The organism is Comamonas sp. B21-038 (genome assembly GCF_022387135.1).
Lineage (GTDB): Bacteria > Pseudomonadota > Gammaproteobacteria > Burkholderiales > Burkholderiaceae_C > Comamonas > Comamonas sediminis.
This window is the reverse complement of sequence record NZ_CP092462.1, coordinates 3905318-3929657: the sequence shown is the minus strand read 5'-3', so window position 1 is coordinate 3929657 and position 24340 is coordinate 3905318. Positions and strand designations below refer to the sequence as shown.

Genomic DNA, 24340 nt, shown 5'->3' with positions numbered 1-24340 from the left:
GGCAGCGTGCAGGCACCAGGGGCAGGGGACCCCCAGACCAAGCAATATTCAGGCCACACGAAGGAGGGCGCGGCCGGCGAGGCGCGGCCGGCGAGGCGGCGCCTGCCGAATGCAGCGCCCGCCCCTGGCGCGCAGCCGAGCACGGGGCGTCTACGCAGCGGCTACGTCAAATGACGTATGGGTGTTTCGGGGCCGCACTTTTAGAGTGATCAACAGGTTTCAACCCGTTACCGGTTCAACGCCTGAACCACTTGAGGAGAAAAGCATGTCTCAGGAATTCCAACAGTCGCTCCGCCGCCGCCGTCTCTTGCAAGGCCTGGGGGCCATCAGCATCGCGGGTCTGCCCATGCTGTCCCGCGCCCAAACGCCGCCTACTGCGCAGGTCAATACCAGCAAGCTCGCGGTGACCGACACCGAAGTGGTGGTGGGGCAGCTGCACTCGTCGACCGGCACGATGGCGATCTCCGAGACCGGCTCCATCCAGGCCGAGCAGCTGGCCATCGACCAGATCAACGCGATGGGCGGTGTGCTGGGCCGCAAGATCCGCGTGATCAAGGAGGACGGCGCCTCCGACTGGCCCACCTTTGCCGAAAAGGCCAAGAAACTGCTCATCAGCGACCATGTGGCGACCGTGTTCGGCTGCTGGACCTCGGCCTCGCGCAAGGCCGTGCTGCCCGTCTTCGAAAAGGAAAACGGTCTGCTCTACTACCCCACCTTCTACGAAGGCCTGGAGCAGAGCAAGAACGTCATCTATACCGGCCAGGAAGCGACCCAGCAGATTCTGTACAGCCTCGACTGGGCCAAGAAGGAAAAGAACGCCTCCAAGGTCTTCCTGGTGGGCTCGGACTACATCTGGCCGCGCACCTCGATGAAGATTGCGCGCAAGCACATCGAGACCTTCCAGAAGGGCAAGGTCGTCGGCGAGGAGTACTACCCGCTGAGCAATACTAACTTCAACTCGCTGATCAACAAGATCAAGGTGGCCAAACCCGATCTGATCTTTGCCGCCGTCGTGGGTGGCTCCAACGTGGCCTTCTACAAGCAGCTCAAGGCGGCGGGCATCACCGGTGACAAGCAGTTCCTGGTGACCCTGTCGGTGACCGAGGACGAAATGCTCGGCATTGGCGGCGAGAACTTTGCCGGCTTCTATTCAAGCATGAAGTACTTCCAGACGCTGGACAACCCCAACAACAAGAAGTTTGTCGAGGCCTTCAAGGCCAAGTACGGCCCCAAGTCGGTCATCGGCGATGTGACCCAGGCCGGCTACCTGGGCCCCTGGCTGTGGAAGGCCGCTGTCGAGAAGGCCGGCAGCTTCGATGTGGACAAGGTCGTGGCCGCATCGCCGGGCATCGAGCTGAACACCGCTCCCGAAGGCTACGTGAAGATCGACGCCAACCACCACCTCTGGAGCAAGTCGCGCATCGCGCAGGGCCTGCCGGACGGGACCTTCAAGGTGGTGTCCGAGTCGCCCGAGCTAATCAAGCCTGATCCCTTCCCCAAGGGCTACCAATAAACGTGGCCAACACAGCCCTTGATACGTCGTTGCTCGGCCTTGTCGTACTTTTTGTACTGCCTGCGGCCTCGCGCCTCGTCTCAACCGCAAACCTTCGGTTTGCTGGGCTGTGTTTGCCACTTACAAGCAAGGAGCGGGCCCCGAGGCATTGCCCTTGAGGCCCGCGATGCCGCCGACCACCACCCGACAAGAGAGCGCCATGACTTTTTCTGAAATGATGAATATCGGGCTGATGCAGGGCTTCGCAGGCCTCAGCCTGTTTGCAGTATTGCTGCTGATGGGCCTGGGCCTGGCGATTATTTTTGGCCAGATGGGTGTCATCAATATGGCGCATGGCGAGTTCATGACCATCGGCGCCTACACCGTGTTCATGGCCTCCACCCTGGTGGAAGCCCATGCGCCGGCATGGATGCCGTACTACTTTCCGCTGTCGATCGTGGCGGCCTTTGTGTTCGCGTTTGTGCTGGGCTGGCTGGCCGAGTGGGCATTGATCCGCCACCTGTACAAGCGCCCGCTCGATACCTTGCTGGCCACCTGGGGCCTGAGTCTGGGACTGCAGCAGGTGTTCCGCTCGGTGATCGGCCCCAAAGAGGTGAGCCCTACTTTGCCTGACTGGCTGATGGGCTCCTGGTCGCCCAGCGAGGGGCTGGACATTCCGATCAATGGCCTGTTTGTGCTGGCGCTGGCGCTGCTGGTGACCGCCGGCGTGCTGATTGCGCTGTACCGCAGCCGTTGGGGCCTGCGGGTGCGGGCCACGGTCAGCAACCGGGTGATGGCCAACGCCATCGGCATCAACACCAAGAAGACCGACCGCCTGACCTTTGCGATTGGCTGCGGGGTGGCGGGCATTGCCGGCGCCGCCTTCACCACCATCGGCTCGACGGGGCCTACCTCCGGTTCGCTCTACATCGTGGATTCGTTCCTGGTCGTCACCTTTGGCGGCGCCGCCAGCCTGCTGGGCACCGTGGCATCGGCCTTTGGCATTGCCCAGGTGCAGTCCATCACGGAGTTCTTCCTCAGTGGCTCCATGGCCAAGGTGCTGACCTTGTCCTTCATCGTCGTGGTCTTGATGCTGCGGCCCCAAGGTCTGTTTGCCAGCAAGGTGCGCCGCTAAAGCCGGTGGAAAGGATGACAACCATGAAAGATATGCGTGTGTGGCTGGAGCGCACCGGCCTGGGACATGTGGCGCTGCTGGCCGTGGTGCTGCTGGTGGTGTTCCCGCTGGCGCTCGATTCCTTCCGCCTGAACCTGGTGGGCAAGTACCTCTGCTACGCCTTTGTGGCCGTGGGCCTGGTCATGCTCTGGGGCTGGGGCGGCGTGCTGAGCCTGGGGCAGGGCGTGTTCTTTGGCCTGGGCGGTTATGCGATGGCGATGTTCCTCAAGCTGGAGGCCTCCGACAAGGCCAGCACCAGCATCCAGTCCACACCGGGCATCCCCGACTTCATGGACTGGAACCAGCTCACCGCACTGCCGCTGTGGTGGACGCCGTTTGAGCACCTGCCCTTTGCGCTGTTTGCCGTGGTGGCTGCGCCCGCGCTGCTGGCCTTCATCATCGGTTTTGCCATGTTCCGCCGCCGGGTGGGCGATGTCTACTTTGCGATCATCACCCAGGCCGTGGCGCTGATTCTCACCGTGCTGATCATCGGCCAGCAGGGCTACACCGGCGGCGTCAACGGCATGACCGACCTGCGCACCCTGCTGGGCTGGGACATCCGCACCGACAGCGCCAAGTACATCCTCTACTACGTCTGCTGCGGCCTGCTGCTGCTGTCGGTGGTGGCCTGCCTGTGGATCCAGAAAAGCAAGCTCGGCACCCTGCTGCTGGCGATGCGCGACAAGGAAGACCGGGTGCGCTTCTCCGGCTACGACGTGTCGATGTTCAAGGTCTTCGTGTTCTGCCTGGCCGCTGCAATCTCGGGCATTGGCGGCGCGATGTTTGCACTGCAGGTGGGCTTTATGTCCCCGTCCATCGTCGGCATTGTTCCGTCGATCGAGATGGTGATCTTTGCCGCGGTCGGTGGCCGCATGAGTCTGGTCGGTGCCGTCTACGGCGCGCTGCTGGTCAACTTTGGCAAGACCTATTTCTCCGAGACCTTCCCCGATCTGTGGATGTTCTGCATGGCCGGCCTCTTCATCGTGGTGACCATGTTCTTCCCCAACGGCCTGGCGGGCCTGTATGCGAGCAAGCTCAAGCCCATGCTGGCGCGGCGCGCTGCCAAGCCCGCCAGCCCGACCGGCCCAGTGGCCACCAGCACGGCTACCAAGCCCGTTACCACCACCGCCACCAGCAAGGCGCAGGAGCCGGTCAGCGGCAAGCCTGCGGCCGAAGGCGTCTGAACCAGGAGTGCGCAATGAGCAATACCGACTTTGCACTGGCGGTGGAGGGTTTGACAGTCTCCTTTGACGGCTTCAAGGCCATCGAGGACCTGACCCTCTATGTCGACAAGAACGAGCTGCGCGTGATCATCGGCCCCAACGGCGCCGGCAAGACCACCTTGCTGGACCTGATCTGCGGCAAGACCAAGGCCAGTAGCGGCAGCATCAAGTTCCAGAACCAGGAGCTGACGGGCATGGACGAGTACCTGCGCGTGCGCAAGGGCATCGGCCGCAAGTTCCAGACCCCGTCGATCTACGAGAACCTGTCGGTCTTCAAGAACCTGGAGGTCTCCTACCCAGAGGGGCGCTCGGTGTTTGGCGCGCTGCGCTTCAAGTGCACCGAGGCCGTGCAGCAGCGCGTGCAGGCGGTGGCGCAGGAGATCGGCCTGGACCATGTGCTGGAGATGGAATCGGGCCTGCTGTCGCACGGGCAAAAGCAGTGGCTGGAGATTGGCATGCTGCTGATGCAGGACCCGGAACTGCTGATGCTTGACGAGCCGATTGCCGGCATGAGCGCGCGCGAGCGCGAGCTGACAGCCGATCTGCTCAAGCGCATCTGCGTGGGCCGCTCGGTGATCGTGATCGAGCACGACATGGAGTTTGTGGCCCGCATTGCGCACAAGGTCACCGTCATGCACCAGGGCAAGATTCTGGCTGAAGGCTCGATGGAGGCCGTGCAGTCCGATCCCAAAGTCATCGATGTCTACCTGGGCCACTGAGGAGCCGCACATGCTGAAAGTCAACGATATCCACGTGGCCTACGGACAGAGCGAGGCGCTGCACGGCATCTCGTTCGAAGGCCGGCCCAATGAAACCCTGGCCATCATGGGCCGCAACGGCATGGGCAAGACCACGTTGTTCAAGGCGCTGATGGGCGTGCTGCCGCTCAAGAGCGGCGCGGTGCAGGTTGCCGGGCAGGATGTGTCGCGCGACGAGAGCTATCTGCGCGTGGCCAAGGGCATTGCCTATGTGCCCCAGGGCCGCATGATCTTCCCGACCCTGAGCGTCGAGGAGAACATCGAGACCGGTCTGGAGAATGCCCGCGACCGCAAGATTCCCGACGAGATCTATGCGCTGTTCCCGGTGCTGTGGGATATGCGCCGCCGCAAGGGCGGCAACCTCTCGGGCGGGCAGCAGCAGCAGCTGGCCATTGCCCGCGCGCTGGTCACCAACCCCAAGGTGCTGCTGCTCGATGAGCCCACCGAGGGCATCCAGCCGTCCATCATCAAGGACATCGCCAAGGCGCTCAACGAGATCCGCAAGATGCGCGAAATCACCATCGTAGTCTCCGAGCAGGTGCTGCATTTTGCGATGGATGTGGCCGACCGGCTCTTTGTCATCGAGGGCGGCCGCATCGTGCACGAGACCGACCGCGCCAACACCAACGAGGCCCACATCAAGTCCTATCTGTCGGTTTAGGTCCTTGCGCGCCGGGCGGCTTGCGCTGCCGGCCCGCATTTTTCTGTTTCATTGACTGCATCACAGGAGCTGTACATGCCCGAAACCCTGATCAAGGTTGATCTGTCCCAACCGGCCCCCTCCAACGAGAAGGTGCACAACCGCTGGCACCCCGATATTCCGATGGCCTGCTGGGTGAACCCCGGCGATGACTTTGTGCTGGAGACCTACGACTGGACGGGGGGCTTCATCCAGAACAACGACAGCGCCGACGATGTGCGCGATGTGGACCTGACCACGGTGCACTACCTGTCGGGCCCGGTGGGCGTCAAAGGCGCCGAGCCGGGCGACCTGCTGGTTGTGGACCTGCTCGACATCGGCGCCAAGGACGAGAGCCAGTGGGGCTTCAACGGCTTTTTCTCGCAGAAGAACGGCGGCGGGTTCCTGACCGACCACTTTCCGTCCGCGCAAAAATCGATCTGGGATTTCCAGGGCATGTTCACCACATCGCGCCACATCCCCGGCGTGCGCTATGCCGGCCTGATCCACCCGGGCCTGATCGGCACCTTGCCCGATCCCAAGATGCTCGAGACCTGGAATGCGCGCGAGCAGGCACTGATCGACACCAACCCCGACGGCAACCTGGCCAACCCGCCGTTCATGGCCACGGCGCACATGGGCCAGCTCAAGGGCGAGGCACGCGACAAGGCCGCTGCCAGCGGCGCGCGCACCGTGCCCCCGCGCGAGCATGGCGGCAACTGCGACATCAAGGACCTCTCGCGCGGCTCCAAGATCTTCTTCCCGGTCTATGTCGATGGCGCGGGCCTGTCGGTGGGCGATCTGCACTTCAGCCAGGGCGATGGCGAAATCACCTTCTGCGGCGCGATCGAGATGGCCGGCTGGGTACACATGAAGGTGTCCATCATCAAGGGCGGCATGGCCAAGTACGGCATCAAGAATCCCATCTTCAAGCCCAGCCCCATCGTGCCGACCTACAACGACTATGTGATCTTTGAAGGCATCAGCGTTGACGAATCGGGCAAGCAGTACTACCTGGATGTGAACGTGGCCTACAAGCAGGCCTGCCTCAACGCCATCGAGTACCTGAAGAAGTTTGGCTACTCCGGCGCCCAGGCCTATTCCATCCTCGGCACCGCCCCGGTGCAGGGCCATATCAGCGGCGTGGTGGACGTGCCCAATGCCTGCGCCACCCTGTGGCTGCCCACGCAGATCTTTGACTTCGACATCAACCCGAGCGCGGCAGGGCCGGTCAAGTACCTGGACGGCAGCATCGATATGCCGATCTCGTACGACAAGTAAGACGAGCAAGACGCGCGTATGCGGGCCGCTGTGCCGGCCCGCTTTTATTCTTTTGTGCAGGAGACTTTGATGCCCACCTATGACTACGCCTGCCAGCACTGCGGCGCGTTCGACGCGCTGCGCCGCCTGTCCGACCGCAACCTGGCCTGCGCCTGCCCCCGCTGCGGCGCGGCCTCCGAGCGCGTCATCACCCAGGCCCCGCGCCTGGCCTGCACCTCCCCCCAGCAGCGCCGCGCCGCCGAGGTCAACGAACGCGCCCGCCATGCGCCGCGCATGTCGCGGGATAACGATCCTGCGGCGGGCAGCTATGGGCGGCTGCGGCATCCCAGTGGCTGTGGGTGTTGCAGCGGGGGCGCCAAGACCAGCAGCGCTGCGGCGGCGGCGCAGCCGGCGCTGAAAAGCCAGGTGGGGAATCGGCCTTGGATGATTAGCCATTGAGCACTTTTACCGGCTAATCGCCAACGTGGGCGATAGACGCGGAGCGGTGTATCAGCGAATCGAGTTTTTTGTAACCCATCTTTTCCGGAGGCAGAACTGAGCTACTGAGGCGCCCAATGCCACTTAGCAATACACTTACAGCTGCAAACCAATTTGTAATTTTATTCCGGTAGCTTATCGGTATAAACATATTGAATCTAGCGCAATATGGTTGCTATCGCAGGGCGCTGGGGCGACATGCTTTGCGTGGTAAACAAGATGGCTTATTGTTAATGTGGATTTATCAAGTTGGATAAGAAAATATCATATTAGTTTGATTAATTGATGTGGCACCTAAATTTGCATTAAGTTGCAGTTTTTTTTAATCCATTTGTGCGTTGAAATAAATCGAAATTCAAGAAATGTTTGTTTGCGTTTACTTCGATGGATGCAGTGGGAGAGCGCCCTCCCGCTTGCAACTTAAGTCCATTGCTGTCTCGTAGACATACATCAATCTGACACTTCTCCTAAGTAAATAGTGGTTAACGATTGCTAAAGACTGATGGCTTTTGGCAAAAATCGAACTGCTTCTTTACACCATACATGAGTGCGCCAACCGTATATCACACTCCGAAGCGAGTGGGAGTGGTTACGGTCTTGGCTGCCTCAAGAGGAGAAACTATGTCAGGGATATTTGATCGGGGCTCTCAAGGGGAAGTTAAAAAAACACCTGGATATCGTCAAAAAAGAGTTAGTCACTCAGCCATCTATGCTGCAGCACTAATGGTTGTCCAGGGCGCCTATGCTCAATCGGACGAATCAAGCCTTCCCAGTATCCCTGACTTTTTCGAAGAAAAAGCTGCGTCATTAGGTGGGTCTGTATCGCACTCTCCTAATGAGACGATAAGTACTTTTACCGGGAAATTAAGTTATACAGTCACCGACTTGGTAATTCCTGGAAATGGGGGATGGATCTTGCCATCCAACGTAGCTATAACAGTATCGATGATCCCTTCGCCACGACTTCGGCATGGACTGACTTTGAATACAGCCCTGTTGGGCTCGGGTGGACCATGCATATGGGGCGCGTGCTAAGAGGGTCCAATAAAGCTTTGTGTTCTTCTTCGTGGACAGTCGCTTCCGCCAACCCCGTATTCGAAAAATCGGATGGAAGCCGGCAAATTTTCTACGAGCAAGCATTTGATGGCCATTTGACTTGGATGACCAAAGATTTCTGGCGTGCCAAGTGTATTGAGGGCGTTTTTATTGTCCAATCTCCTGATGGTCACAGCTATCAAATGACCAAGAAAGGGAATTCCTTTGGGGCAGTAAGCAGCAAGCAAACGGCTTACTATCCTGAGAGAATCACCGATAGGAATGGCAACTGGTTCAACATCAGTTATCAATTTCTGGAAAACGGTGTCATGGCGATGACTAAGGTCGCAACAAGTGACGGACGGGGCTTGCATTTCAATTATGTCGATTCAAAGCTGTCCAAGGTCGTTGATGTGGGTAACTCGCGCGAGTGGGAATACACTCTTGCTCCAGGTGCAGGGTCTCGCAATTACTTGACGGCCGTAAAAAGACCCGATGGTCATTCCTGGAATTACAGCTATGAAGCTACTCCTGGCGTGGGGTCACTCAGCAAGGTGAGTTATCCGAGCGGTGGGACTATTGACTACCGCTACGGTCACGTTGACTTCTTGGCTGGAACACCGCGTAGTCGCCAAAGCACTGTAGTTACAGGGAAAATTGCCAAGGCTGGCTCAGAAGAGAGTCAGTCCGGGAATTGGAATTACGTTTATAGAGTCGCTGCTAACGAGCTGCCTGTGAATCGTGTTGGCACCTCAGTAACACATTCGTACAGCATGCCTCCGGATGACAGAAGCCAGGTCAATATTACCCAGGTTACAGATCCAGCTGGAAAAGTTGTTGAGCATTATCATGCAGGCTACCACTCTGTACGTCAGGCTCCAACATCTGTTGGCATCTATCTTGGACGTACCAGTGACCATGAAAACGTATTGCTGGCCTATCAGGATTTTGTGATCTCTAGCCAAATAGACGTAGTAGCCCAAAACTATACAAGCAACAGCTTTAATCCCGTGGCGCGTGTCCCTCGCATTGAGAGTAAAAGTCGGGTCGGGGAGCGCTTCACGCTAACGAAATCTGATTTCGATGAATATGGTAATGCACGTAAAGTGGTGGAGGTAGGGACGAATTTTGCAGACCGAACTTACACTAGAGAGAATACGCTCAGTTACCATGTTGATACGGATAAATGGCTAATAAATAGCATTGCAAGTGCTGTTATGGTCAGTGAGGGGGAGCGGCATGAAACCAAACGCCAGTTTGATGCGAATGGGAATGTGGTGTTGGAGAGTGTCGCTGGGGCTGTAAGCTCAGCAACATACCATTCAACAGGCGATGTCGCTACCAAGATTAATGCACTAGGGCAATTAGATAGCTTTTCTGATTATCATCGAGGTATTCCAAAAAAAGAAACATATGCTGATGGCTCCACTGTCAGTAGATCTGTCGATGACGCCGGTAATGTTATTTCTGAGACAGATGCCCGGGGGAATACTACCAAGTTTACCTACGATATGCTAAATCGTGTCACTTCGGTTGCAAAGCCAAGTGGGGCAGTGATATCCGTGGCTTGGACTCCAAATACCCGTGTGGTGGAAAGAGGTGGTATGACCGATGCCACCTCCTTTGATGGGCTTGGCCGTACCCTTCGTCGAGAGGCAAGTGCCCCAGGAGAGGTACCTGTCTGGGTCAACTACAGTCACAACGTGATGGGTGAACTCATCCATCAATCCTATCCCAACAGTATGATGGGGACGGGTTATGTCTACGATGGATTAAGCAGGGTTATCGCTACTCTCAATGGTAATCCGGTACGCACGACAAATGCCCAACATATCAACTACACCAGCTATGGCAACCTATATGTGGTGAACCAGGATTCCACGGGGCGTGCTTCGATCGACTATTACAGGGCTTACTCTGATCCTGATAAGCGTGAACGGGTCCGGCTCGCTGCAGGTGAATCGGTAAATGGAAGTTTGTTCGCGATTGCCGATGTACGCCAGACCAGGAATATTCTTGGGCAGCTAACGGCGGTGAGTATGGATGGAAAAACCCGCGGTTATGGCTATGACAGTCGCTATTTCCTGACTTCAAAAACTGATCCTGAAATAGGCACAACAACTTTTGAGAGGGATGCTATTGGGAACCTGATAAGCCAGAGGATCGGAACAGGCCCAGCAACCATATACGCTTACGACAGTCGCAATCGGCTGACAGATATCAGCTATCCCAGCTCGGAAGATGCGGCGGTGCCAAATGCCCCTGCAGTGAAGAATACCTATGATGCCAACGGCAATCTAGTTGTCTCACTAAGCGGCGATATTTCGCGCAGCTTCAGCTATGACGAAAACAACAAGATCACCAAAGAAAGCCTGAGCGTCGGTGCAAGCACCCAAACATTGGGTTATGCCTACGACAGCAATGAAGCGCTGGCGTCTATCACCTACCCATCAGGCAATCAGGTCAGCTACGAGCCTGATGCATTTGGGCGAGCACGTGCAGTACTGCCTTATATACATAGTGTGGACTACCACCCGAATGGAATGCCCAGCCAAATCAGCTATGCCAATGGCGTGGTCTCCACTATGGGCATCAATAGCCGGCAGTGGCCCTCAGATTTGACATATGGCCAAGGCTCCAGCCGATTTGTGAATAGCACCTATGTCTATGATCCCGTCGGGAACATGGTCAACATTAACGAACTGGCTGATGGCGTATACGCAAGGGCATTCGCATACGACAAGCTGGACCGCCTTATCACGGAGGCAACGACCAAAGTTAACCGCCAGTACTGGTACGACAGGACCGGAAATCTAACGTATTTGCGTACACCTACGGGTCTCAACACCTACACCTACGACACTGCAACAGGACTGCTCACAGGGGTAGCAGGTGGTTTCTCTCGAAGCTTTGAATATGACCGGGCGGGTAATGTGAGTGCCAACGGATACAACACATTTGGACACGACCGTGCTAACAACCTGCGCTGCACCGATTGTGGGACGGCACTGGAAAAGCTGCATGACTACGACGGCTCCAACATGCGGGCTCAGACCGTAGCCGCGCAGGGCACCACCCAGTATTTGCATGACTCACGAGGCTTGCTCATGCAGACCATGGAGTCGAGTCTGCGCAAAGAGCTTATCTATCTGGGGTGGCGCCAAGTGGCGGAACGCAGCATCGAGATGAACTAAACCACCAAGGATCTACGCCATGAATAACTCGCATACATCGCGGCCTATGTGCTCTCCCATCTGCACACACTTTGGATCTCTGGCCTTGTTGCTGTCGTTGAGCCTGTTTGCAGGTGCTGCCTATGCCCAGGCGGTGGTGGTTCCCGCTGGCAGCGGCATAACGATCGAGCTACCAGACAACAAGCCCTCTGCTCCTTTGCAAACCAGTGATCTGAAGGCGGCTCCTGAATCCATTCCCCTGCCGGTATGGGCAATACCGCATGGCATGGAGACAGCCAAGACCGCAGTCAATGCAGGGCAGATGAAATATGAGGCCCGCAAGCTCCAGGGCATCCCAAAACTGGTCGGTAGCACGGTAAGTACCCCTGAGACCTGCACCACCAGAGCCGTCACCCAAGAAGAGGCGCGGCAGCTGACAGACGAAAACCAAGTGCTTTGCACGCAAGAAAACTGAATGGAGCAGAACCATGGAACAGCACTTGAAGCAATCGTCCCCGATCGGTTTATTCCTCCGGTCGATCTCAGCCTTCTGGCAGAGAAGCACCACACGGCGCAAACCTAGTGTGTGGCTGAGAGCGATGTTAATCGTCGCCATCAGCAGCATGCTCTTAGCCACAGGTGGATTGGCCACCGCCAAGGAGACCGTCACCTACATCCATAGTGACATCAGCGGCAGCCCGCTTGCCGCAACCGATGCTGCCGGCAATGTGCTCTGGAAGGAATCATATTTCGCCTACGGCCAAAAGACGGAGTGGCAGCCAGAGAGCGAAGCGCAGACCCAGTGGTTTCACGGCAAAGAGCAAGATGCCGACACCACCATGCAGTATTTTGGAGCGCGCTACTACGATCCTGGGATTGGGCGGTTTCTTGGTATAGACCCGGTTGACTACCAGGACGGAAACCTGCACAGCTTCAACCGTTATGCGTATGGGAACAACAATCCCACTAAATATCTAGATCCGGATGGGCGCATTGCCTTTCTAATCCCCTTTGCGCTGACTGCAACGGCGCATGCTGCTAGAACAGTAGCTTTGAGGTTTGCCGTCACTGCTACTGTGAATGCCTCAAGGGTTGGCATCGTAGCTGGTGAGATTGCAGCAGGGGAGGCGTTAGGTGGCGCTGCTTTGGCGGGGGGAGCGGCTGCCGTCGGTGCTGCTGCCGCAAAGGGAACAACGACGCTCTATCGTGCTGTCGGGCCTGCTGAACTGGCTAACATCAATAAGACAGGTGCCTTCAACAACATCGCCGGAATTGAAGGTAAGTACTTCACGACTTCGGCTGCAGATGCTTCCGCTTATGCCAAACAAGCTGTCAGAGCGTTTGGTGATGCGCCTTACACGACAGTTCGGACCCAGGTTCCGAACAGCGTTTTCAAAGGCTTATCTCCAGCTACGGTTGATGGCGGCATTCCTGCTTGGGTTTTGCCGACAGACCGTTTAAAGGGTCTGACGCCAACCGTTGTGGATAACAGTGTTTTGCCACCCTTGGGGTTCTGATTTATGAAGCCTGACATCATCATCAGTGTGCGCTTCTTGCATACGTCCGAAGGTGGACGAGAGACTCCAGTCCAGGGGCAGTTCTACTCATGCCCATTGTTCGTTGACGGTGAAGGATTCGACTGTCGCTTACTTCTGGGTGGCCGTCGTCTTGAATTGGGTGAATGTTATGAAGTGCCCGTAAAGTTTTTGTACCGCGATAAGGCACTACCCAAGATGAAGCCCGGCACACCGGTGCATTTGTGGGAAGGGCGCAATATCGCAGATGCACAAGTAGTCCAAATCTTTGAAAGCTAAAAAACGAGGAGTGCCATCAGCGGCCCTTGTCAACCTGCGCGCAAGCTTAAGGCTTGCGAACGGCGACCTGGGCTGCTTGAGTTCTCCCACTCAATAAATGAACAGAGTGACTGCTAGGTGATCTGGCGCTTGGCCTTGGGGTCGAGCTGAATGATCTTCAGCGAGCGCCGCTCGGCGTTGCAGTAATGTGAGACCCGCTAGCTTGTTCCTCGTGCTGGGATTCCTCGTGATGTTCATCGTCAGCAAGTCACTATGGTGGAATTAACTAGTGAGAGACGTAGGCGGTCAATAACGGGATCGACAAATGAGCATTCAAAACGTATTGAAGGATGGACAACTGAACGAGAGAGCCTCTAGTGCGGCAATCCAGGCTGCTATTGCTGCCCTTGGTCGTTCATTGCCATCTGATTACTTGCAGTTCATCGGTGAACACGATGGAGGCGAAGGCTTCATTGGCGACAACTACTTGATTCTCTGGAAGTCAGAGGAACTGGCCACCTTCAATCGGCAATACGAAGTCGAAAAGTACGCACCTGGAATCGTGCTTTTTGGGTCTGATGGTGGTGGCGAAGGATATGGGTTTGATACGCGAGAGGCGACTATGCCAGTAGTTCGGATTCCGTTCATTGGTATGAATCTTCGATATGCCAAACGTGTCGCCGAAAACATCAATGATCTGCTTGTCCAGTTGGCAAAATGAAGAAGTCCTTTGATCCGCGTTACGTTATCTAAAATCCCCAGTTGACTGAAAATGGCAAAAGGGTTGTGCTCCAGGTTCGCAGTCAGGTTGCACACTCTGATACTTTGTCGTAGTGGCTAAAGGAGATAACTGCAGCCATGGTATTAAGTTCTAAGCAGATTGAGTCTGTTCTCGCACTGCCTGATAAGAAGCGTTTTGATCACTTTGTCAAAATTGTTGCCGATAGGCAAAAAGTCTAGGGTCTTTATCAAGGTGGGTGGGCTCTTGCCGCTACGAATGATGGTGTTACGGTATTTCCACTTTGGCCAGCCAAAGACTATGCGCTGTTATGTGCAGTCAGTGAGTGGGATGGTTATGAGCCACGTCTTATTACGCTTGCAGAGTTGATGGAGGATTTGTTCCCTAAACTTAAAAAAGATGGGGTATTGCCTGGGGTTTTTTCAAGCCTGAGGGTAAAGGGATGACTCCAGGTGTAGATGAGTTGAATGTGGTGCTTGATGGCGAATTGCAGAAGTATTGACTTCAGTCTTCATGTTTAAAATCATGGCACTTGTCATTTGTTTGATGGAAATATGCACGAATCAGATTTTTTGAGGACATAGCGGTATCAATGGAATCTTGGGTCAAGGCAGCGGGAGATGCCTTGACGAAACCTGAAACTGACTTGGTATGGGTGGAGGAGCAAGAGCCCTACCAAAATCTGCAACGAGCTCTTGCCGCAGCAGGAGTCGATGGGGACGATGTCAAAAAGGTATTTGCAGAGTGTCTGAGAGGTTTTGCTGTCTTTATTTTGACTTCCATCGATGGAGGAACTGCCTTGGCTGAGAAGGGCCGCGTGCATCTAGTGGATGAGGACGGCAATAACTTAGGTGAAAGTCTGCACGATGGCTTTGTGGGCTATCTGCTTGAATCCGGTCGTTTGAGATAGCGGGCAAAACGGTATTGGCACATACGGCTCTGGGCATCGATTTTGTTAGTTTCATAAATAGAGTTTGGCCGTCTGTGTGGTCTCTCCGACGGCGAGGAGGAAAAATGACATTGGCTGATGCAAAACATGTGCTCGGGTTGTTGGCGCAAGGGTTGGACCCAAAAACTGGGCATCTGCTGCCTGAGGACAACCCCATTCATAGCCCCGATGTCATTCGGGCGCTGAATATGGCGGTCATGGCGCTGGAAAAGACAGCTGAAAAGCCGTTGCGGCCCAAGATGGAGGGGGCGAGCAAGGCAGGGCAGTCCTGGTCGCCGGAAGAGGATGAGCAACTGCTTTCAGCTTTTGATGCGGGATCGGATGTGTCAGCGCTGGCAAAGGCACATGAGCGAACTCGTGGTGGTATCACATCACGTCTGCTTCGGCATGGCAGGTTGCAAGCAGATCGTAGGGAAGACGCATAGGCGCAAGCAGCGTTTGGAGCGCACTGCACGACTGAGAACTGCTTGAACACCGACTCTGTTTCTGTGGCCGCCAGAAGCGCAGACATCCAGATAGCGGCTTTGAGCTGGGTCAAGCGGGCGACCGTCGTTGCGCAATTGCGAGAGCGGCTTGGTGTTGATGCGGAGCATCCCCCACCTTGGGATAGCCGTTCCGCGCCTGAGGGGGTGTCCTCGAGCCGATGGCTGAGAGCTCATTTCTCAGTATGTTGGCCCCGCGCGCTGCATCATGTTCCTGCCGAGTGCGGCAGCAATTTGGCAGTGGCACTGGATTTCTAGGTGTGCGATGACGAAACGCGCTATTTGCCCTGCTGCAACGAACACGACATTTTGATCGGTTGGGGCATTGTCGCGCCATGGGTTGCGAGTCTGGCGCATGCCTAGCGTAGCGTGATGTCTAGGCGCGAATCAGCACAGCAGCGGCCTCCCAGGCAGTCCATGCGGCGATTAAAAGTGCTATTCACCGCATATATTGCGGTGAATAAATCAAACAAAGCATCGAATGGGGCGAGAGGCAGTCACCTCCAATGGCCTCTGCTCCGCCCACCCAATGCCTGACAGCCCACTCAATCATAACTCCGCGCATCCTCAATCACCTTGCCATCATTGGGCAGCTCGCCCGGGCGCAGCAGCGCGATATCGGCGCGCAGCTTGGTGACCTCGCGCACGGCGTCGGCGATCTGTTCGGCCAGGCCGGCGCCCAGCTCGGTGGTTTCCACCTGCAGGCTCATTTGGTCTTGGGCCATGGCGCCGCTGACGACCAGGCGCGCCTTTTGCACTTGGGGGAAGCGCTTGACGACCTCGGCAATCTGGCCGGGGTGCACAAACATGCCGCGCACCTTGGTGGTTTGGTCGGCGCGGCCCATCCAGCCCTTGATGCGGGTGTTGGTGCGGCCGCTGGGGCATTGGCCGGGGAGGATGGCGGACAGGTCGCCGGTGCCAAAGCGGATCAGCGGGTAGTCGGTGTTGAGGGTGGTGACGACCAGCTCGCCGACCTCGCCTTCGGCCACCGGGTCGCCGGTGCCGGGGCGCACGATCTCGACAATCACGTTCTCGTCCAGCACCAGGCCTTCGCGGGCCTCGGTCTCGTAGGCGATCAGGCCCAGGTCGGCGGTGGCGTAGCACTGGTAGGCGGCGACACCCCGGGCGCTGAACCAGTCGCGCAGCGACGGCGGGCAGGCCTCGCCGGAGACGAGCGCCTTGGTCAGCGATGCAATGCGCTGGCCCTGGGCTTCGGCCTTCTCCAGGATGATCTTCAAAAAGCTCGGCGTGCCGATGTAGCCATGCGGGTGCAGATCGGCCATGGCCTGCACCTGCTGCTCGGTCTGGCCGGTGCCGGCGGGGAACACGGTGGCTCCCAGCGCCTGGGCGCCCGATTCCATCATCGAGCCGGCGGGCACAAAGTGGTAGCTGAAGCTGTTGTGCACCAGCTCGCCGGCGCGAAAGCCCGCCGCATAGATGGCGCGGGCCATGCGCCAGTAGTCGGGGCGCTGGCCTTCGGGTTCATAGATGGGGCCAGGGCTGGCAAACATGCGCGGCATGGCGCGGCCAAACGGCGCAGTGTTGAAGCCGCCAAAGATGGCGCGGCCCGGGTGCTGGGCGCGTTCGGCCTTCTGGCGCTCCAGCAGCTCATGCTTGCGGGTGACGGGCAACTGCGCCAGCGCGGCGCGGCTGGTGATGCGGGCGGCATCGACGCCTTGCAGGAGGCTGGCAAAGGCGGGGGAGTGTTGCTGGGCGTGCCGAATCTGGGCGGGCAGGCGGGCCATCAGATCGGCTTCGCGGGCGGCGGGGGCGCGGGACTCCAGATCGTCGTAGTGCTGGCTCATGCGGTTTCTCCGGGACGTGTGATCGGTATTTTTTGGGGGCGAATCTGCCGCAGACGCCGGCATCGGGGCATCCGCCGGCGCGGTAGTCGGATCGTTGGGGGCGGGTTTCAGGCCAGCCAGCGTTTTCTGCGCTTGTAGCTCTTGACGTCCTTGAAGCTCTTGCGCTCGCCGCCGCCCATGCCCAGGTAGAACTCCTTGACGTCCTCGTTATTGGCGAGGTCCTTGGCGGCGCCGTCCATCATGATGCGGCCGCTTTCCATGATGTAGCCGTAGTCGGCGTACTTCAGCGCCATGTTGGTGTTCTGCTCGGCCAGCACGAAGGTGACCTTTTCCTTCTGGTTCAGGTCCTGCACGATGTTGAAGACTTCTTCGACGATCTGCGGTGCCAGGCCCATCGAGGGCTCATCGAGCAGCACCAGGCGCGGGTTGCTCATCAGCGCGCGGCCAATGGCGCACATCTGCTGCTCGCCGCCCGAGGTGTAGGCCGCCTGGCTGGTGCGGCGCGTCTTGAGGCGGGGGAAATAGTTGTAGACCTTGTCCAGGTTGGCGGCAATCTCGCCCTTGCTGGTGCGGGTGTAGCTGCCGGTCAGCAGGTTTTCTTCGATGGTCAGGTGGGCAAAGCAGTGCCGGCCTTCCATCACCTGCACGACGCCGCGCTTGACCAGGTCCGACGGGGTCAGCGCCTCGATGCGCTCGCCTTCGAGCTCGATGCTGCCCTTGGTGACTTCGCCGCGCTCGCCCTTGAGCAGGTTGGAGATGGCGCGCAAGGTGGTGGTCTTGCCAGCGCCATTGCCGCCCAGAATGGCGACGATCGATTCGCGCGGCACCGACAGCGAAACGCCTTTGAGCACCAGGATCACATGGTTGTAGATCACCTCGATGCCGTTGACGACCAGAAGCGGCGCTGCTGCGGATGGGGTGGAAGCTGTTTGCGGGGATTCGGTCATGCCGTCACCTGATCTCTCAACAAAATGGAGGGTGGGCGGCCCCGGGGGAGCGGGCGCCTTCCGCAGGGAAGGGCGCCAGGGGCCTGCCACGAGAGGCCCCGGGCCACAGAGGCCCGGGGACCATGCAGCCTTAGCTGCAGGAACGTGGCGTCACGTTCTTTTCCTTGGCGTACTTGTCGGCGTACTCCTTGACCAGCGGGTCGATCAGGCTCTTGTCCGATTGGTACCAGTCCGAGGTGACGTTGAACTTGCTGCCGTCCCAGGTGGCGATGCGGGCCCAGTCGGCACCCAGGTGGTTGTCACAGCTGGTCTTGAAGGGGCGGATGATCTTGCCAAAGCCCAGCTCGTTGAGGCGCTCCTGGGTCATGTTCATGTTCTCCAGGCCCCAGCGCACCTGCTCGGAGGTCATGACCTTGCCCTTGCCGTACTTCTCTTGCGCGGTGCGGATGGCTTCGACCTGCAGCATCGCGATCACCATGCCGCGGGTGTGCGCCAGCTGGCCCAGTTCCTTGGGGTCGGACGCGGTACCCTGGCCCTTGTCGTACAGCGAGGCCTTGACGTCGTCATGCACCTTGTCGCGCTCGGCGGTGTTGTGGATGGTGACCGTGTTGTAGCCCTTGGCGCCAGCGCCGATATCCTTGACGTCATGGTCGGAGCCGCCCCACCAGATGGCATACATCTTCTCGCGGGGGTAGCCGGTGGCCTGGGCTTCGCGCACGGCGGTCGGGGTCATCACGCCGGCCGACCACAGCAGCACATAGTCAGGGCGGTTCTGGCGGATCTGCAGCCAGGTGGACTTCTGCTCCACGCCGGGGGCGGTCACAGGCAGCAGCATCAGGTCAAAGCCTTCCTTGGCAGCGCGCTTTTGCAGCAGTGGGATGGGCTCCTTGCCATAGGGCGAGTCGTGGTAGACCAGCGCGATCTTCTTGCCCTTGAGGTTGCCTTTTTCCTTCTTCAGGATGTCCTGCACGATGGAATCGGCCGCGGTCCAGTAGTTGCCCAGCAGCGGGAAGTTCCACTCGAAGACCTTGCCATCGGCCGATTGCGACAGGCCATAGCCGGGGGTGATGACGGGCATTTTGTCGCCCGCGGCCTTGTCGGTCACCGCAAAGGTGATGCCGGTCGATTGCGTGTCAAAGCCGGCAGCGCCGCCGTCGCGGCCCTTGAGGCGCTCATAGCATTCCACGCCCTTGGCGGTGTCGTAGGCGGTCTCGCACTCTTCGAACTTGATCTTCACGCCGTTGATGCCGCCCTTGGCATTGACGAGCTTGAGGTAGTCCTGCTTGCCGTCACCCCATGGGATGCCCAGCGGCGCGAACTGGCCGGTGCGGTAGACCAGCAGCGGAACGAATTGCTCCTGGGCTTGTGCGGCTGGGGCAGCCATCATTGCGCCCAGACCCAGGGCTGCCGTAGCAGCGGCGATCACAGCTTTCTTGAAAGACATGGTTCTATCTCCTTAGGGTTGTTGGGGCTGGTGACCCCCACTTGCGAACACTCTGCGTTGCTCTCGGTAAAAAACACTCAATGCGGGAACGGCCACAGACGCAGCTTCTGGCGGGCCGTGGCCCACAGCTTGGCCAATCCATGGGGCTCGACAATCAGGAAAAACACGATCAGCGCGCCAAACACCATGTGCTCCAGGTAGGTGGCGGTGGCGGTCGAGATCGGCAGGCCCAGCCAGTGCGGCACCTGGGTCAGGAAGATGGGCAGCAGCACAAAGAAGGCGGCGCCAAAGATGCTGCCAACGATGGAGCCCAGGCCACCAATGATGATCATGAACAGCAGCTGGAAGGAGCGGTCCAGGCTGAAGGCGGCGGGCTCCCAGGCACCCAGGTGGACGAAGCCCCAGAGCGCACCGGCAATGCCGACGATGAAGCTGCTGACCGCAAAGGCCGAGAGCTTGGCGTACATCGGGCGGATGCCGATCACGCTGGCGGCCACGTCCATGTCGCGCATGGCCATCCATTCGCGGCCCACGGCGCTGCGCACCAGGTTCTTGGCCATCAGGCCGAGCACGCAGAGAATCACCAGGCAGAACAGGTACTTTTGCACCGGGGTTTCGATCGCCATGCCAAACACCGAGAGCTTGCCAGCGCTGACCGAGCCGGACGAGGAGTAGTTCGTCACCCAGGCGGCACGGCTGGTGAGCCAGTCAACGAAGAACTGCGCTGCCAGCGTCGCGACGGCCAGGTACAGGCCCCGAATGCGCAGGCTGGGCAGGCCGAACAGCACGCCGATCAGCATCGACACGAGGCCGCCACCGATCAGCGACAGGATCAGCGGCATGCCTTCAAAACGCACATGGAAGTTGTAGGCGGCATAGGCGCCTGCGGCCATGAAGGCGCCAGTGCCCAGCGAGATCTGGCCGCAGTAGCCCACCAGAATGTTGAGTCCGATGGCGCCCAGCGACATGATCAGGAACGGAATCAGTACCGCCTTGAAGGTGTAGTCGCTGAAACCGAAGGGCACCAGCACAAAGGCCACCAGCAGCAGGGCCAGCATGGCCCACTTGTCCTGCAGCACCGGGAAGATCTGCTGATCGGCCGCGTAGCTGGTCTTGAACTGGCCATTTTCACGATAAAACATAGGTCAGTCTCCGTTTACACGCGGTCAATGATCTTGTCACCAAACAAACCTTGGGGACGGAACAGCAGGAAGCACAGCGCCAGGCCGTAGGCGAACCAGGTCTCGATACCGCCGCCCACCGTGGGGCCCAGGTAGACCTCGGAGAGCTTCTCGCCGACGCCGATGATCAGACCGCCGACGATGGCGCCGGGCACCGAGGTGAGGCCGCCCAGAATCACGACGGGCAAGGCCTTCAGCGCGACCAGCGACAGCGAGTACTGCACGCCCAGCTTGGAGCCCCAGATGATGCCGACCACCAGCGCCACGCAGCCGGCCACCGACCAGACAATGACCCAGATGCGCGAGAGCGGAATGCCGATGGACTGGGCGGCCTGGTGGTCGTCCGCCACGGCGCGCAGCGCGCGGCCGGTCTTGGTCTTTTGGAAGAACACGCTCAGCACTAGCACCAGCACGGCGGCAATGCCGGCGGCATACAGGTCTTCCTGGCTGATCAGCACGCCGCCCTGGAACAGGCTTTCCATGACGAACATGGGATCCTTGGGCATGCCCACATTGATGCTGTAGACGGCCGAGCCAAAAATCATCGGGCCCAGGCCGTCGAGGAAGTAGGCGATGCCCAGCGTGGCCATCAGCAGCGCGATGGGTTCCTGGTTGACGAGGTAGCGCAGTGCAAAGCGCTCGATCGCCCAGGCCACGCCGACCATGATGACCATGGCAACGACCAGCGCCAGCGCAATGCTGAGCACGCCGGGCTCCATGCCCAGCCACTCCGGGATCCATTCCGAAAAGCGGGCCATCGCCAGCGCGGCAAACAGCACCATCGCGCCCATGGCGAAGTTGAAGACGCCCGAGGCCTTGAAGATCAGCACAAAGCCCAGCGCGATGAGCGCGTAGAGCATGCCCACCATCAGGCCACCAAACAAAGTTTCAAGAAAAAATGCCATTGCGGTCCCCTGGGGTCTGTGCTCAGTGGCCCGCGCCCAGATAGGCGCGGATCACATCTTCGTTATTGCGGACTTCTTCGGGCGTGCCATCACCGATCTTCTTGCCGTAATCGAGCACCACCACGCGGTCGGAGATGTCCATCACCACGCCCATGTCGTGCTCGATCAGCACGATGGTGGTGCCGAACTCGTCGTTCACATCGAGGATGAAGCGGCACATGTCCTGCTTTTCCTCGACGTTCATGCCGGCCATCGGCTCATCGAGCAGCAGCACCTTGGGCTCCATCGCCAGCGCGCGGCCCAGGTCGACCCGCTTTTGCAGGCCGTAGGGCAGCTGGCCCACGGGCGTTTTGCGGTAGGCCTGGATCTCCAGAAAGTCGATGATGTGCTCGACAAACTCGCGCTGCTGGATCTCCTCGCGCTGGGCCGGGCCCAGGCGCAGCGCCTGCATCAGCAGGTTGCTTTTGATCTGCAGGTTGCGGCCGGTCATGATGTTGTCGATCACGCTCATGCCCTTGAACAGCGCCAGGTTCTGGAAGGTGCGGGCCACACCCATTTCCGCCACCTGGCGGCTGTTCATGTGCGCAAAGGTCTGGCCGCGAAAGCTGATCGCGCCTTCGGAGGGCGTGTAGACGCCGTTGATGCAGTTGAGCATGGAGCTCTTGCCCGCGCCGTTGGGGCCGATGATGGAGCGGATCTCATGCTCCCTGACGTTGAAGGAGATATCCGTCAGCGCCTTGACGCCGCCAAAGCGCAGGCTGATGTTCTTGATGTCCAGAATGACGTCACCGATTTTTTTGCTCATGGGTGGCTTTCTCTTGGCTGGGCGCTCAGGCAACCGACTTCAGCGGTGCAAAGGTCTTGGCGTCGGCGATCTTCAAGGTGGCGCTGACGCTGCCGGTACGGCCGTCTTCGAACTTCACCTGGGTCTCGATGAACTGCTCGCTACGCCCGGCGTAGAGCGCATCGACCAGCACGCCGTACTTGTCGGCGATGAAGCCTCGGCGCACCTTGTTGGTCCGGGTCAGCTCGCCGTCATCGGCATCGAGCTCCTTGTGCAGGATCAGGAAGCGCGTCACCTGGCTGCCGGCCAGCATCGCATCGGTGGCCAGGTCGGCATTGACCTTCTCGACGCAGTTCTGGATCAAGGTGTAGACCTGCGGCTTTTGCGCCAGGTCGGTGTAGCCGGCGTAAGGCAGGTTCTGGCGCTCGGCCCAGTTGCCGACGGCCTCGAAGTCGATGTTGATCATCGCGCAGACCTTCTCGCGCCCATCACCCAGCGCCACGGCCTCCTTGATGAAGGGGAAGAACTTGAGCTTGTTCTCGACATACTTGGGCGCAAACATCGCGCCGTCGTTGCTGCCGCCCTTCAAGCGGCCCACGTCCTTGACGCGGTCGATGATCTTGAGCTGGCCGCTCTTGTCCATGAAGCCGGCATCGCTGGTGTGGTACCAGCCGTCCTCGCTCAGCACCTCGGCGGTCGCCTTGGGGTTTTTGTAGTACTCCTTCAGGAGGCCGGGCGATTTGACCAGGATCTCGCCGTTCTCGGCCATCTTGATCTCGACGCCGCGAATCGGATTGCCCACGGTATCGGCAAACACCTGGTTGTCGGGCTGGATGCAGACGAACACGGCGGTCTCGGTCGAGCCGTAGAGCTGCTTGAGGTTGATGCCGATGGAGCGGAAGAAGCTGAACAGATCGGGGCCGATCGCCTCACCGGCCGTATAGGCCACGCGCACGCGGCTGAAGCCCATGTTGTTGCGCAGCGGGCCAAACACCATCAGGTCGCCGAGCTTGTAGCTGATCTTGTCGAGCAGGCTCACCGGCTTGCCATCGCGCAGCGCCGGGCCCACGCGCTTGGCCACCGCCATGAAGTGGTGGAACATCTTGCGCTTGATGAGGCCCGCGTCCTCCATGCGGATCATCACGCTGGTGAGGATGCCTTCAAACACGCGCGGTGGTGCAAAGTAGTAGGTGGGGCCGACTTCCTTGAGGTCGATCTGCACGGTGGCGTTGGACTCGGGGCAGTTCACCACATAGCCGCAGGCCAGCCATTGCGAGTAGCTGAAGATGTTCTGCCCGATCCAGGCCGGGGGCAGGTAGGCCAGCACTTCCTCGCCATGGCCGAGCTTCTCAAACTCGGCGCCGGCCGAGGCGCTTTCCAGCAGCGAGCGGTGGGTGTGCACCACGCCCTTGGGGTTGCCGGTGGTGCCGGAGGTGAAGAACATCGCCGCCACATCGCCGTTGTTCGTGGCCTCGACCTGCTGCTGGAACCAGCCGGGGTGGGCCGCCACAAAGCCCGCGCCGCTGGCGATCAGGCTGTCGAGCGAGGCCAGGCCGGGCTCTTCGTAGTTGCGCAGCCCCCGAGGGTCGTCGTAGTAGATGTGGCTGATCTGCGGGCAGTGCTCGCGCAGCTCCAGCAGCTTGTCGACCTGCTCCTGGTCTTCGACCAGGCAAAAGCGCACCTCGGCATTGTTCAGCGGGAAAACGCATTCGGCCGCCACCGCATCCTGGTAGAGCGGCACAGGGATGGCGCCTATCGACTGGGCGGCCAGCATGCTGGCGTAAAGCCGGGGACGGTTGGCACCCATCAGCACCAGGTGCTCGCCGCGCGCCAGGCCCGCTTGCGACAGGCCTGCGGCGATCTTGGCGACCATCTCGGCCAACGCGGACCAGCTGTAGCTCTGCCAAATGCCGTATTCCTTTTCACGCAATGCTGCGGCCTGGGGCCGCTGGGCAGCGTGCTGCAGCAATAGCTTGGGAAATGTCGTTGACATGGTTGTCTCCTATGCCGTTTTTGTAG

The 24340-nt window shown here is 59.0% G+C and carries 21 protein-coding genes and 1 pseudogene; 15 read left to right on the top strand and 7 right to left on the bottom strand.

Annotation, left to right across the window (positions count from 1 at the left end; all coding sequences use genetic code 11):
- Positions 1 to 265: 265 nt before the first annotated feature.
- The 15 genes and pseudogenes from urtA (at position 266) to MJ205_RS17925 (ending at position 15198) form a co-directional block, all read left to right on the top strand.
- Entirely contained in the window at positions 266 to 1513 is a 1248-nt protein-coding gene (gene urtA, locus MJ205_RS17995; RefSeq protein WP_239809710.1) for an urea ABC transporter substrate-binding protein, read from the top strand.
- Positions 1514 to 1712: 199 nt separating this feature from the next.
- Complete coding sequence (gene urtB / locus MJ205_RS17990; RefSeq protein ID WP_239809709.1) at positions 1713 to 2627, top strand: urea ABC transporter permease subunit UrtB; 915 nt, start codon at positions 1713 to 1715, stop codon at positions 2625 to 2627.
- Between the two features lie 23 nt (positions 2628 to 2650).
- Positions 2651 to 3850 (top strand): urea ABC transporter permease subunit UrtC, encoded by a 1200-nt coding sequence (gene urtC / locus MJ205_RS17985; protein ID WP_239809708.1) that lies wholly within the window; start codon positions 2651 to 2653, stop codon positions 3848 to 3850.
- Positions 3851 to 3864: 14 nt separating this feature from the next.
- Complete coding sequence (gene urtD / locus MJ205_RS17980) at positions 3865 to 4608, top strand: urea ABC transporter ATP-binding protein UrtD (protein WP_239809707.1); 744 nt, start codon at positions 3865 to 3867, stop codon at positions 4606 to 4608.
- Positions 4609 to 4618: 10 nt separating this feature from the next.
- Positions 4619 to 5308 carry an urea ABC transporter ATP-binding subunit UrtE gene (gene urtE / locus MJ205_RS17975; RefSeq protein ID WP_133855172.1) on the top strand — a complete coding sequence of 230 codons (690 nt, stop codon included), beginning with the start codon at positions 4619 to 4621 and terminating at the stop codon, positions 5306 to 5308.
- 75 nt (positions 5309 to 5383) lie between these two features.
- The gene (fmdA, locus tag MJ205_RS17970; protein WP_133855171.1) at positions 5384 to 6607 is read left to right on the top strand and encodes a formamidase; all 1224 of its coding nucleotides are present in this window, start codon (positions 5384 to 5386) and stop codon (positions 6605 to 6607) included.
- Between the two features lie 69 nt (positions 6608 to 6676).
- Positions 6677 to 7045: a zinc ribbon domain-containing protein gene (locus tag MJ205_RS17965; protein ID WP_239809706.1), complete on the top strand. Its 369-nt coding sequence runs from the start codon at positions 6677 to 6679 to the stop codon at positions 7043 to 7045.
- A 947-nt stretch (positions 7046 to 7992) separates the two neighbouring features.
- On the top strand, positions 7993 to 11313 hold the full coding sequence (locus MJ205_RS17960; protein WP_239809705.1) for a hypothetical protein: 3321 nt from the start codon (positions 7993 to 7995) through the stop codon (positions 11311 to 11313).
- A gap of 19 nt (positions 11314 to 11332) precedes the next feature.
- Complete coding sequence (locus tag MJ205_RS17955) at positions 11333 to 11767, top strand: hypothetical protein (RefSeq protein ID WP_239809704.1); 435 nt, start codon at positions 11333 to 11335, stop codon at positions 11765 to 11767.
- 13 nt (positions 11768 to 11780) lie between these two features.
- Complete coding sequence (locus tag MJ205_RS17950) at positions 11781 to 12809, top strand: RHS repeat-associated core domain-containing protein (RefSeq protein ID WP_239809703.1); 1029 nt, start codon at positions 11781 to 11783, stop codon at positions 12807 to 12809.
- A 3-nt stretch (positions 12810 to 12812) separates the two neighbouring features.
- The gene (locus MJ205_RS17945; RefSeq protein ID WP_239809702.1) at positions 12813 to 13106 is read left to right on the top strand and encodes a hypothetical protein; all 294 of its coding nucleotides are present in this window, start codon (positions 12813 to 12815) and stop codon (positions 13104 to 13106) included.
- A 304-nt stretch (positions 13107 to 13410) separates the two neighbouring features.
- On the top strand, positions 13411 to 13806 hold the full coding sequence (locus MJ205_RS17940) for an SMI1/KNR4 family protein (protein ID WP_239809701.1): 396 nt from the start codon (positions 13411 to 13413) through the stop codon (positions 13804 to 13806).
- Positions 13807 to 14114: 308 nt separating this feature from the next.
- Positions 14115 to 14270 (top strand): annotated as a pseudogene (locus MJ205_RS17935) (DUF2750 domain-containing protein); the annotation flags it as partial.
- 179 nt (positions 14271 to 14449) lie between these two features.
- A complete protein-coding gene (locus MJ205_RS17930) occupies positions 14450 to 14734 on the top strand; it encodes a hypothetical protein (protein WP_239809700.1) in 285 nt (94 codons plus the stop codon).
- 104 nt (positions 14735 to 14838) lie between these two features.
- Positions 14839 to 15198 (top strand): hypothetical protein, encoded by a 360-nt coding sequence (locus MJ205_RS17925; protein WP_239809699.1) that lies wholly within the window; start codon positions 14839 to 14841, stop codon positions 15196 to 15198.
- A gap of 602 nt (positions 15199 to 15800) precedes the next feature.
- Here the strand turns inward: MJ205_RS17925 and MJ205_RS17920 are convergent.
- The 7 genes from MJ205_RS17920 to MJ205_RS17890 form a co-directional block, all read right to left on the bottom strand.
- Positions 15801 to 17060, bottom strand: coding sequence for a phenylacetate--CoA ligase family protein (locus MJ205_RS17920; protein ID WP_239809698.1), 1260 nt, complete (start codon positions 17058 to 17060; stop codon positions 15801 to 15803).
- A gap of 107 nt (positions 17061 to 17167) precedes the next feature.
- Positions 17168 to 18007 carry an ABC transporter ATP-binding protein gene (locus tag MJ205_RS17915; RefSeq protein ID WP_239809697.1) on the bottom strand — a complete coding sequence of 280 codons (840 nt, stop codon included), beginning with the start codon at positions 18005 to 18007 and terminating at the stop codon, positions 17168 to 17170.
- Between the two features lie 130 nt (positions 18008 to 18137).
- Complete coding sequence (locus MJ205_RS17910) at positions 18138 to 19451, bottom strand: ABC transporter substrate-binding protein (protein ID WP_239809696.1); 1314 nt, start codon at positions 19449 to 19451, stop codon at positions 18138 to 18140.
- A 77-nt stretch (positions 19452 to 19528) separates the two neighbouring features.
- Positions 19529 to 20593, bottom strand: coding sequence for a branched-chain amino acid ABC transporter permease (locus MJ205_RS17905; RefSeq protein ID WP_239809695.1), 1065 nt, complete (start codon positions 20591 to 20593; stop codon positions 19529 to 19531).
- A 14-nt stretch (positions 20594 to 20607) separates the two neighbouring features.
- Positions 20608 to 21537 carry a branched-chain amino acid ABC transporter permease gene (locus MJ205_RS17900; protein ID WP_239809694.1) on the bottom strand — a complete coding sequence of 310 codons (930 nt, stop codon included), beginning with the start codon at positions 21535 to 21537 and terminating at the stop codon, positions 20608 to 20610.
- A gap of 22 nt (positions 21538 to 21559) precedes the next feature.
- Entirely contained in the window at positions 21560 to 22342 is a 783-nt protein-coding gene (locus MJ205_RS17895; protein WP_239809693.1) for an ABC transporter ATP-binding protein, read from the bottom strand.
- A gap of 25 nt (positions 22343 to 22367) precedes the next feature.
- Positions 22368 to 24314, bottom strand: a complete 1947-nt coding sequence (locus tag MJ205_RS17890; protein ID WP_239809692.1) for an AMP-dependent synthetase/ligase — start codon at positions 24312 to 24314, stop codon at positions 22368 to 22370.
- Between the last annotated feature and the right edge of the window lie 26 nt (positions 24315 to 24340).

What these genes read in the sequence shown, in the direction of transcription:
- MJ205_RS17920 (WP_239809698.1), bottom strand. Translation starts at nt 17,060, where the DNA reads ATGAGCCAGCACTACGACGATCTGGAGTCCCGCGCCCCCGCCGCCCGC.
- MJ205_RS17950 (WP_239809703.1), top strand. Translation starts at nt 11,781, where the DNA reads ATGGAACAGCACTTGAAGCAATCGTCCCCGATCGGTTTATTCCTCCGG.
- MJ205_RS17955 (WP_239809704.1), top strand. Translation starts at nt 11,333, where the DNA reads ATGAATAACTCGCATACATCGCGGCCTATGTGCTCTCCCATCTGCACA.
- MJ205_RS17925 (WP_239809699.1), top strand. Translation starts at nt 14,839, where the DNA reads ATGACATTGGCTGATGCAAAACATGTGCTCGGGTTGTTGGCGCAAGGG.
- MJ205_RS17945 (WP_239809702.1), top strand. Translation starts at nt 12,813, where the DNA reads ATGAAGCCTGACATCATCATCAGTGTGCGCTTCTTGCATACGTCCGAA.
- MJ205_RS17890 (WP_239809692.1), bottom strand. Translation starts at nt 24,314, where the DNA reads ATGTCAACGACATTTCCCAAGCTATTGCTGCAGCACGCTGCCCAGCGG.
- urtA (WP_239809710.1), top strand. Translation starts at nt 266, where the DNA reads ATGTCTCAGGAATTCCAACAGTCGCTCCGCCGCCGCCGTCTCTTGCAA.
- MJ205_RS17965 (WP_239809706.1), top strand. Translation starts at nt 6,677, where the DNA reads ATGCCCACCTATGACTACGCCTGCCAGCACTGCGGCGCGTTCGACGCG.
- urtD (WP_239809707.1), top strand. Translation starts at nt 3,865, where the DNA reads ATGAGCAATACCGACTTTGCACTGGCGGTGGAGGGTTTGACAGTCTCC.
- MJ205_RS17915 (WP_239809697.1), bottom strand. Translation starts at nt 18,007, where the DNA reads ATGACCGAATCCCCGCAAACAGCTTCCACCCCATCCGCAGCAGCGCCG.
- urtC (WP_239809708.1), top strand. Translation starts at nt 2,651, where the DNA reads ATGAAAGATATGCGTGTGTGGCTGGAGCGCACCGGCCTGGGACATGTG.
- fmdA (WP_133855171.1), top strand. Translation starts at nt 5,384, where the DNA reads ATGCCCGAAACCCTGATCAAGGTTGATCTGTCCCAACCGGCCCCCTCC.
- MJ205_RS17960 (WP_239809705.1), top strand. Translation starts at nt 7,993, where the DNA reads ATGGATCTTGCCATCCAACGTAGCTATAACAGTATCGATGATCCCTTC.
- urtE (WP_133855172.1), top strand. Translation starts at nt 4,619, where the DNA reads ATGCTGAAAGTCAACGATATCCACGTGGCCTACGGACAGAGCGAGGCG.
- MJ205_RS17900 (WP_239809694.1), bottom strand. Translation starts at nt 21,537, where the DNA reads ATGGCATTTTTTCTTGAAACTTTGTTTGGTGGCCTGATGGTGGGCATG.
- urtB (WP_239809709.1), top strand. Translation starts at nt 1,713, where the DNA reads ATGACTTTTTCTGAAATGATGAATATCGGGCTGATGCAGGGCTTCGCA.
- MJ205_RS17910 (WP_239809696.1), bottom strand. Translation starts at nt 19,451, where the DNA reads ATGTCTTTCAAGAAAGCTGTGATCGCCGCTGCTACGGCAGCCCTGGGT.
- MJ205_RS17895 (WP_239809693.1), bottom strand. Translation starts at nt 22,342, where the DNA reads ATGAGCAAAAAAATCGGTGACGTCATTCTGGACATCAAGAACATCAGC.
- MJ205_RS17940 (WP_239809701.1), top strand. Translation starts at nt 13,411, where the DNA reads ATGAGCATTCAAAACGTATTGAAGGATGGACAACTGAACGAGAGAGCC.
- MJ205_RS17905 (WP_239809695.1), bottom strand. Translation starts at nt 20,593, where the DNA reads ATGTTTTATCGTGAAAATGGCCAGTTCAAGACCAGCTACGCGGCCGAT.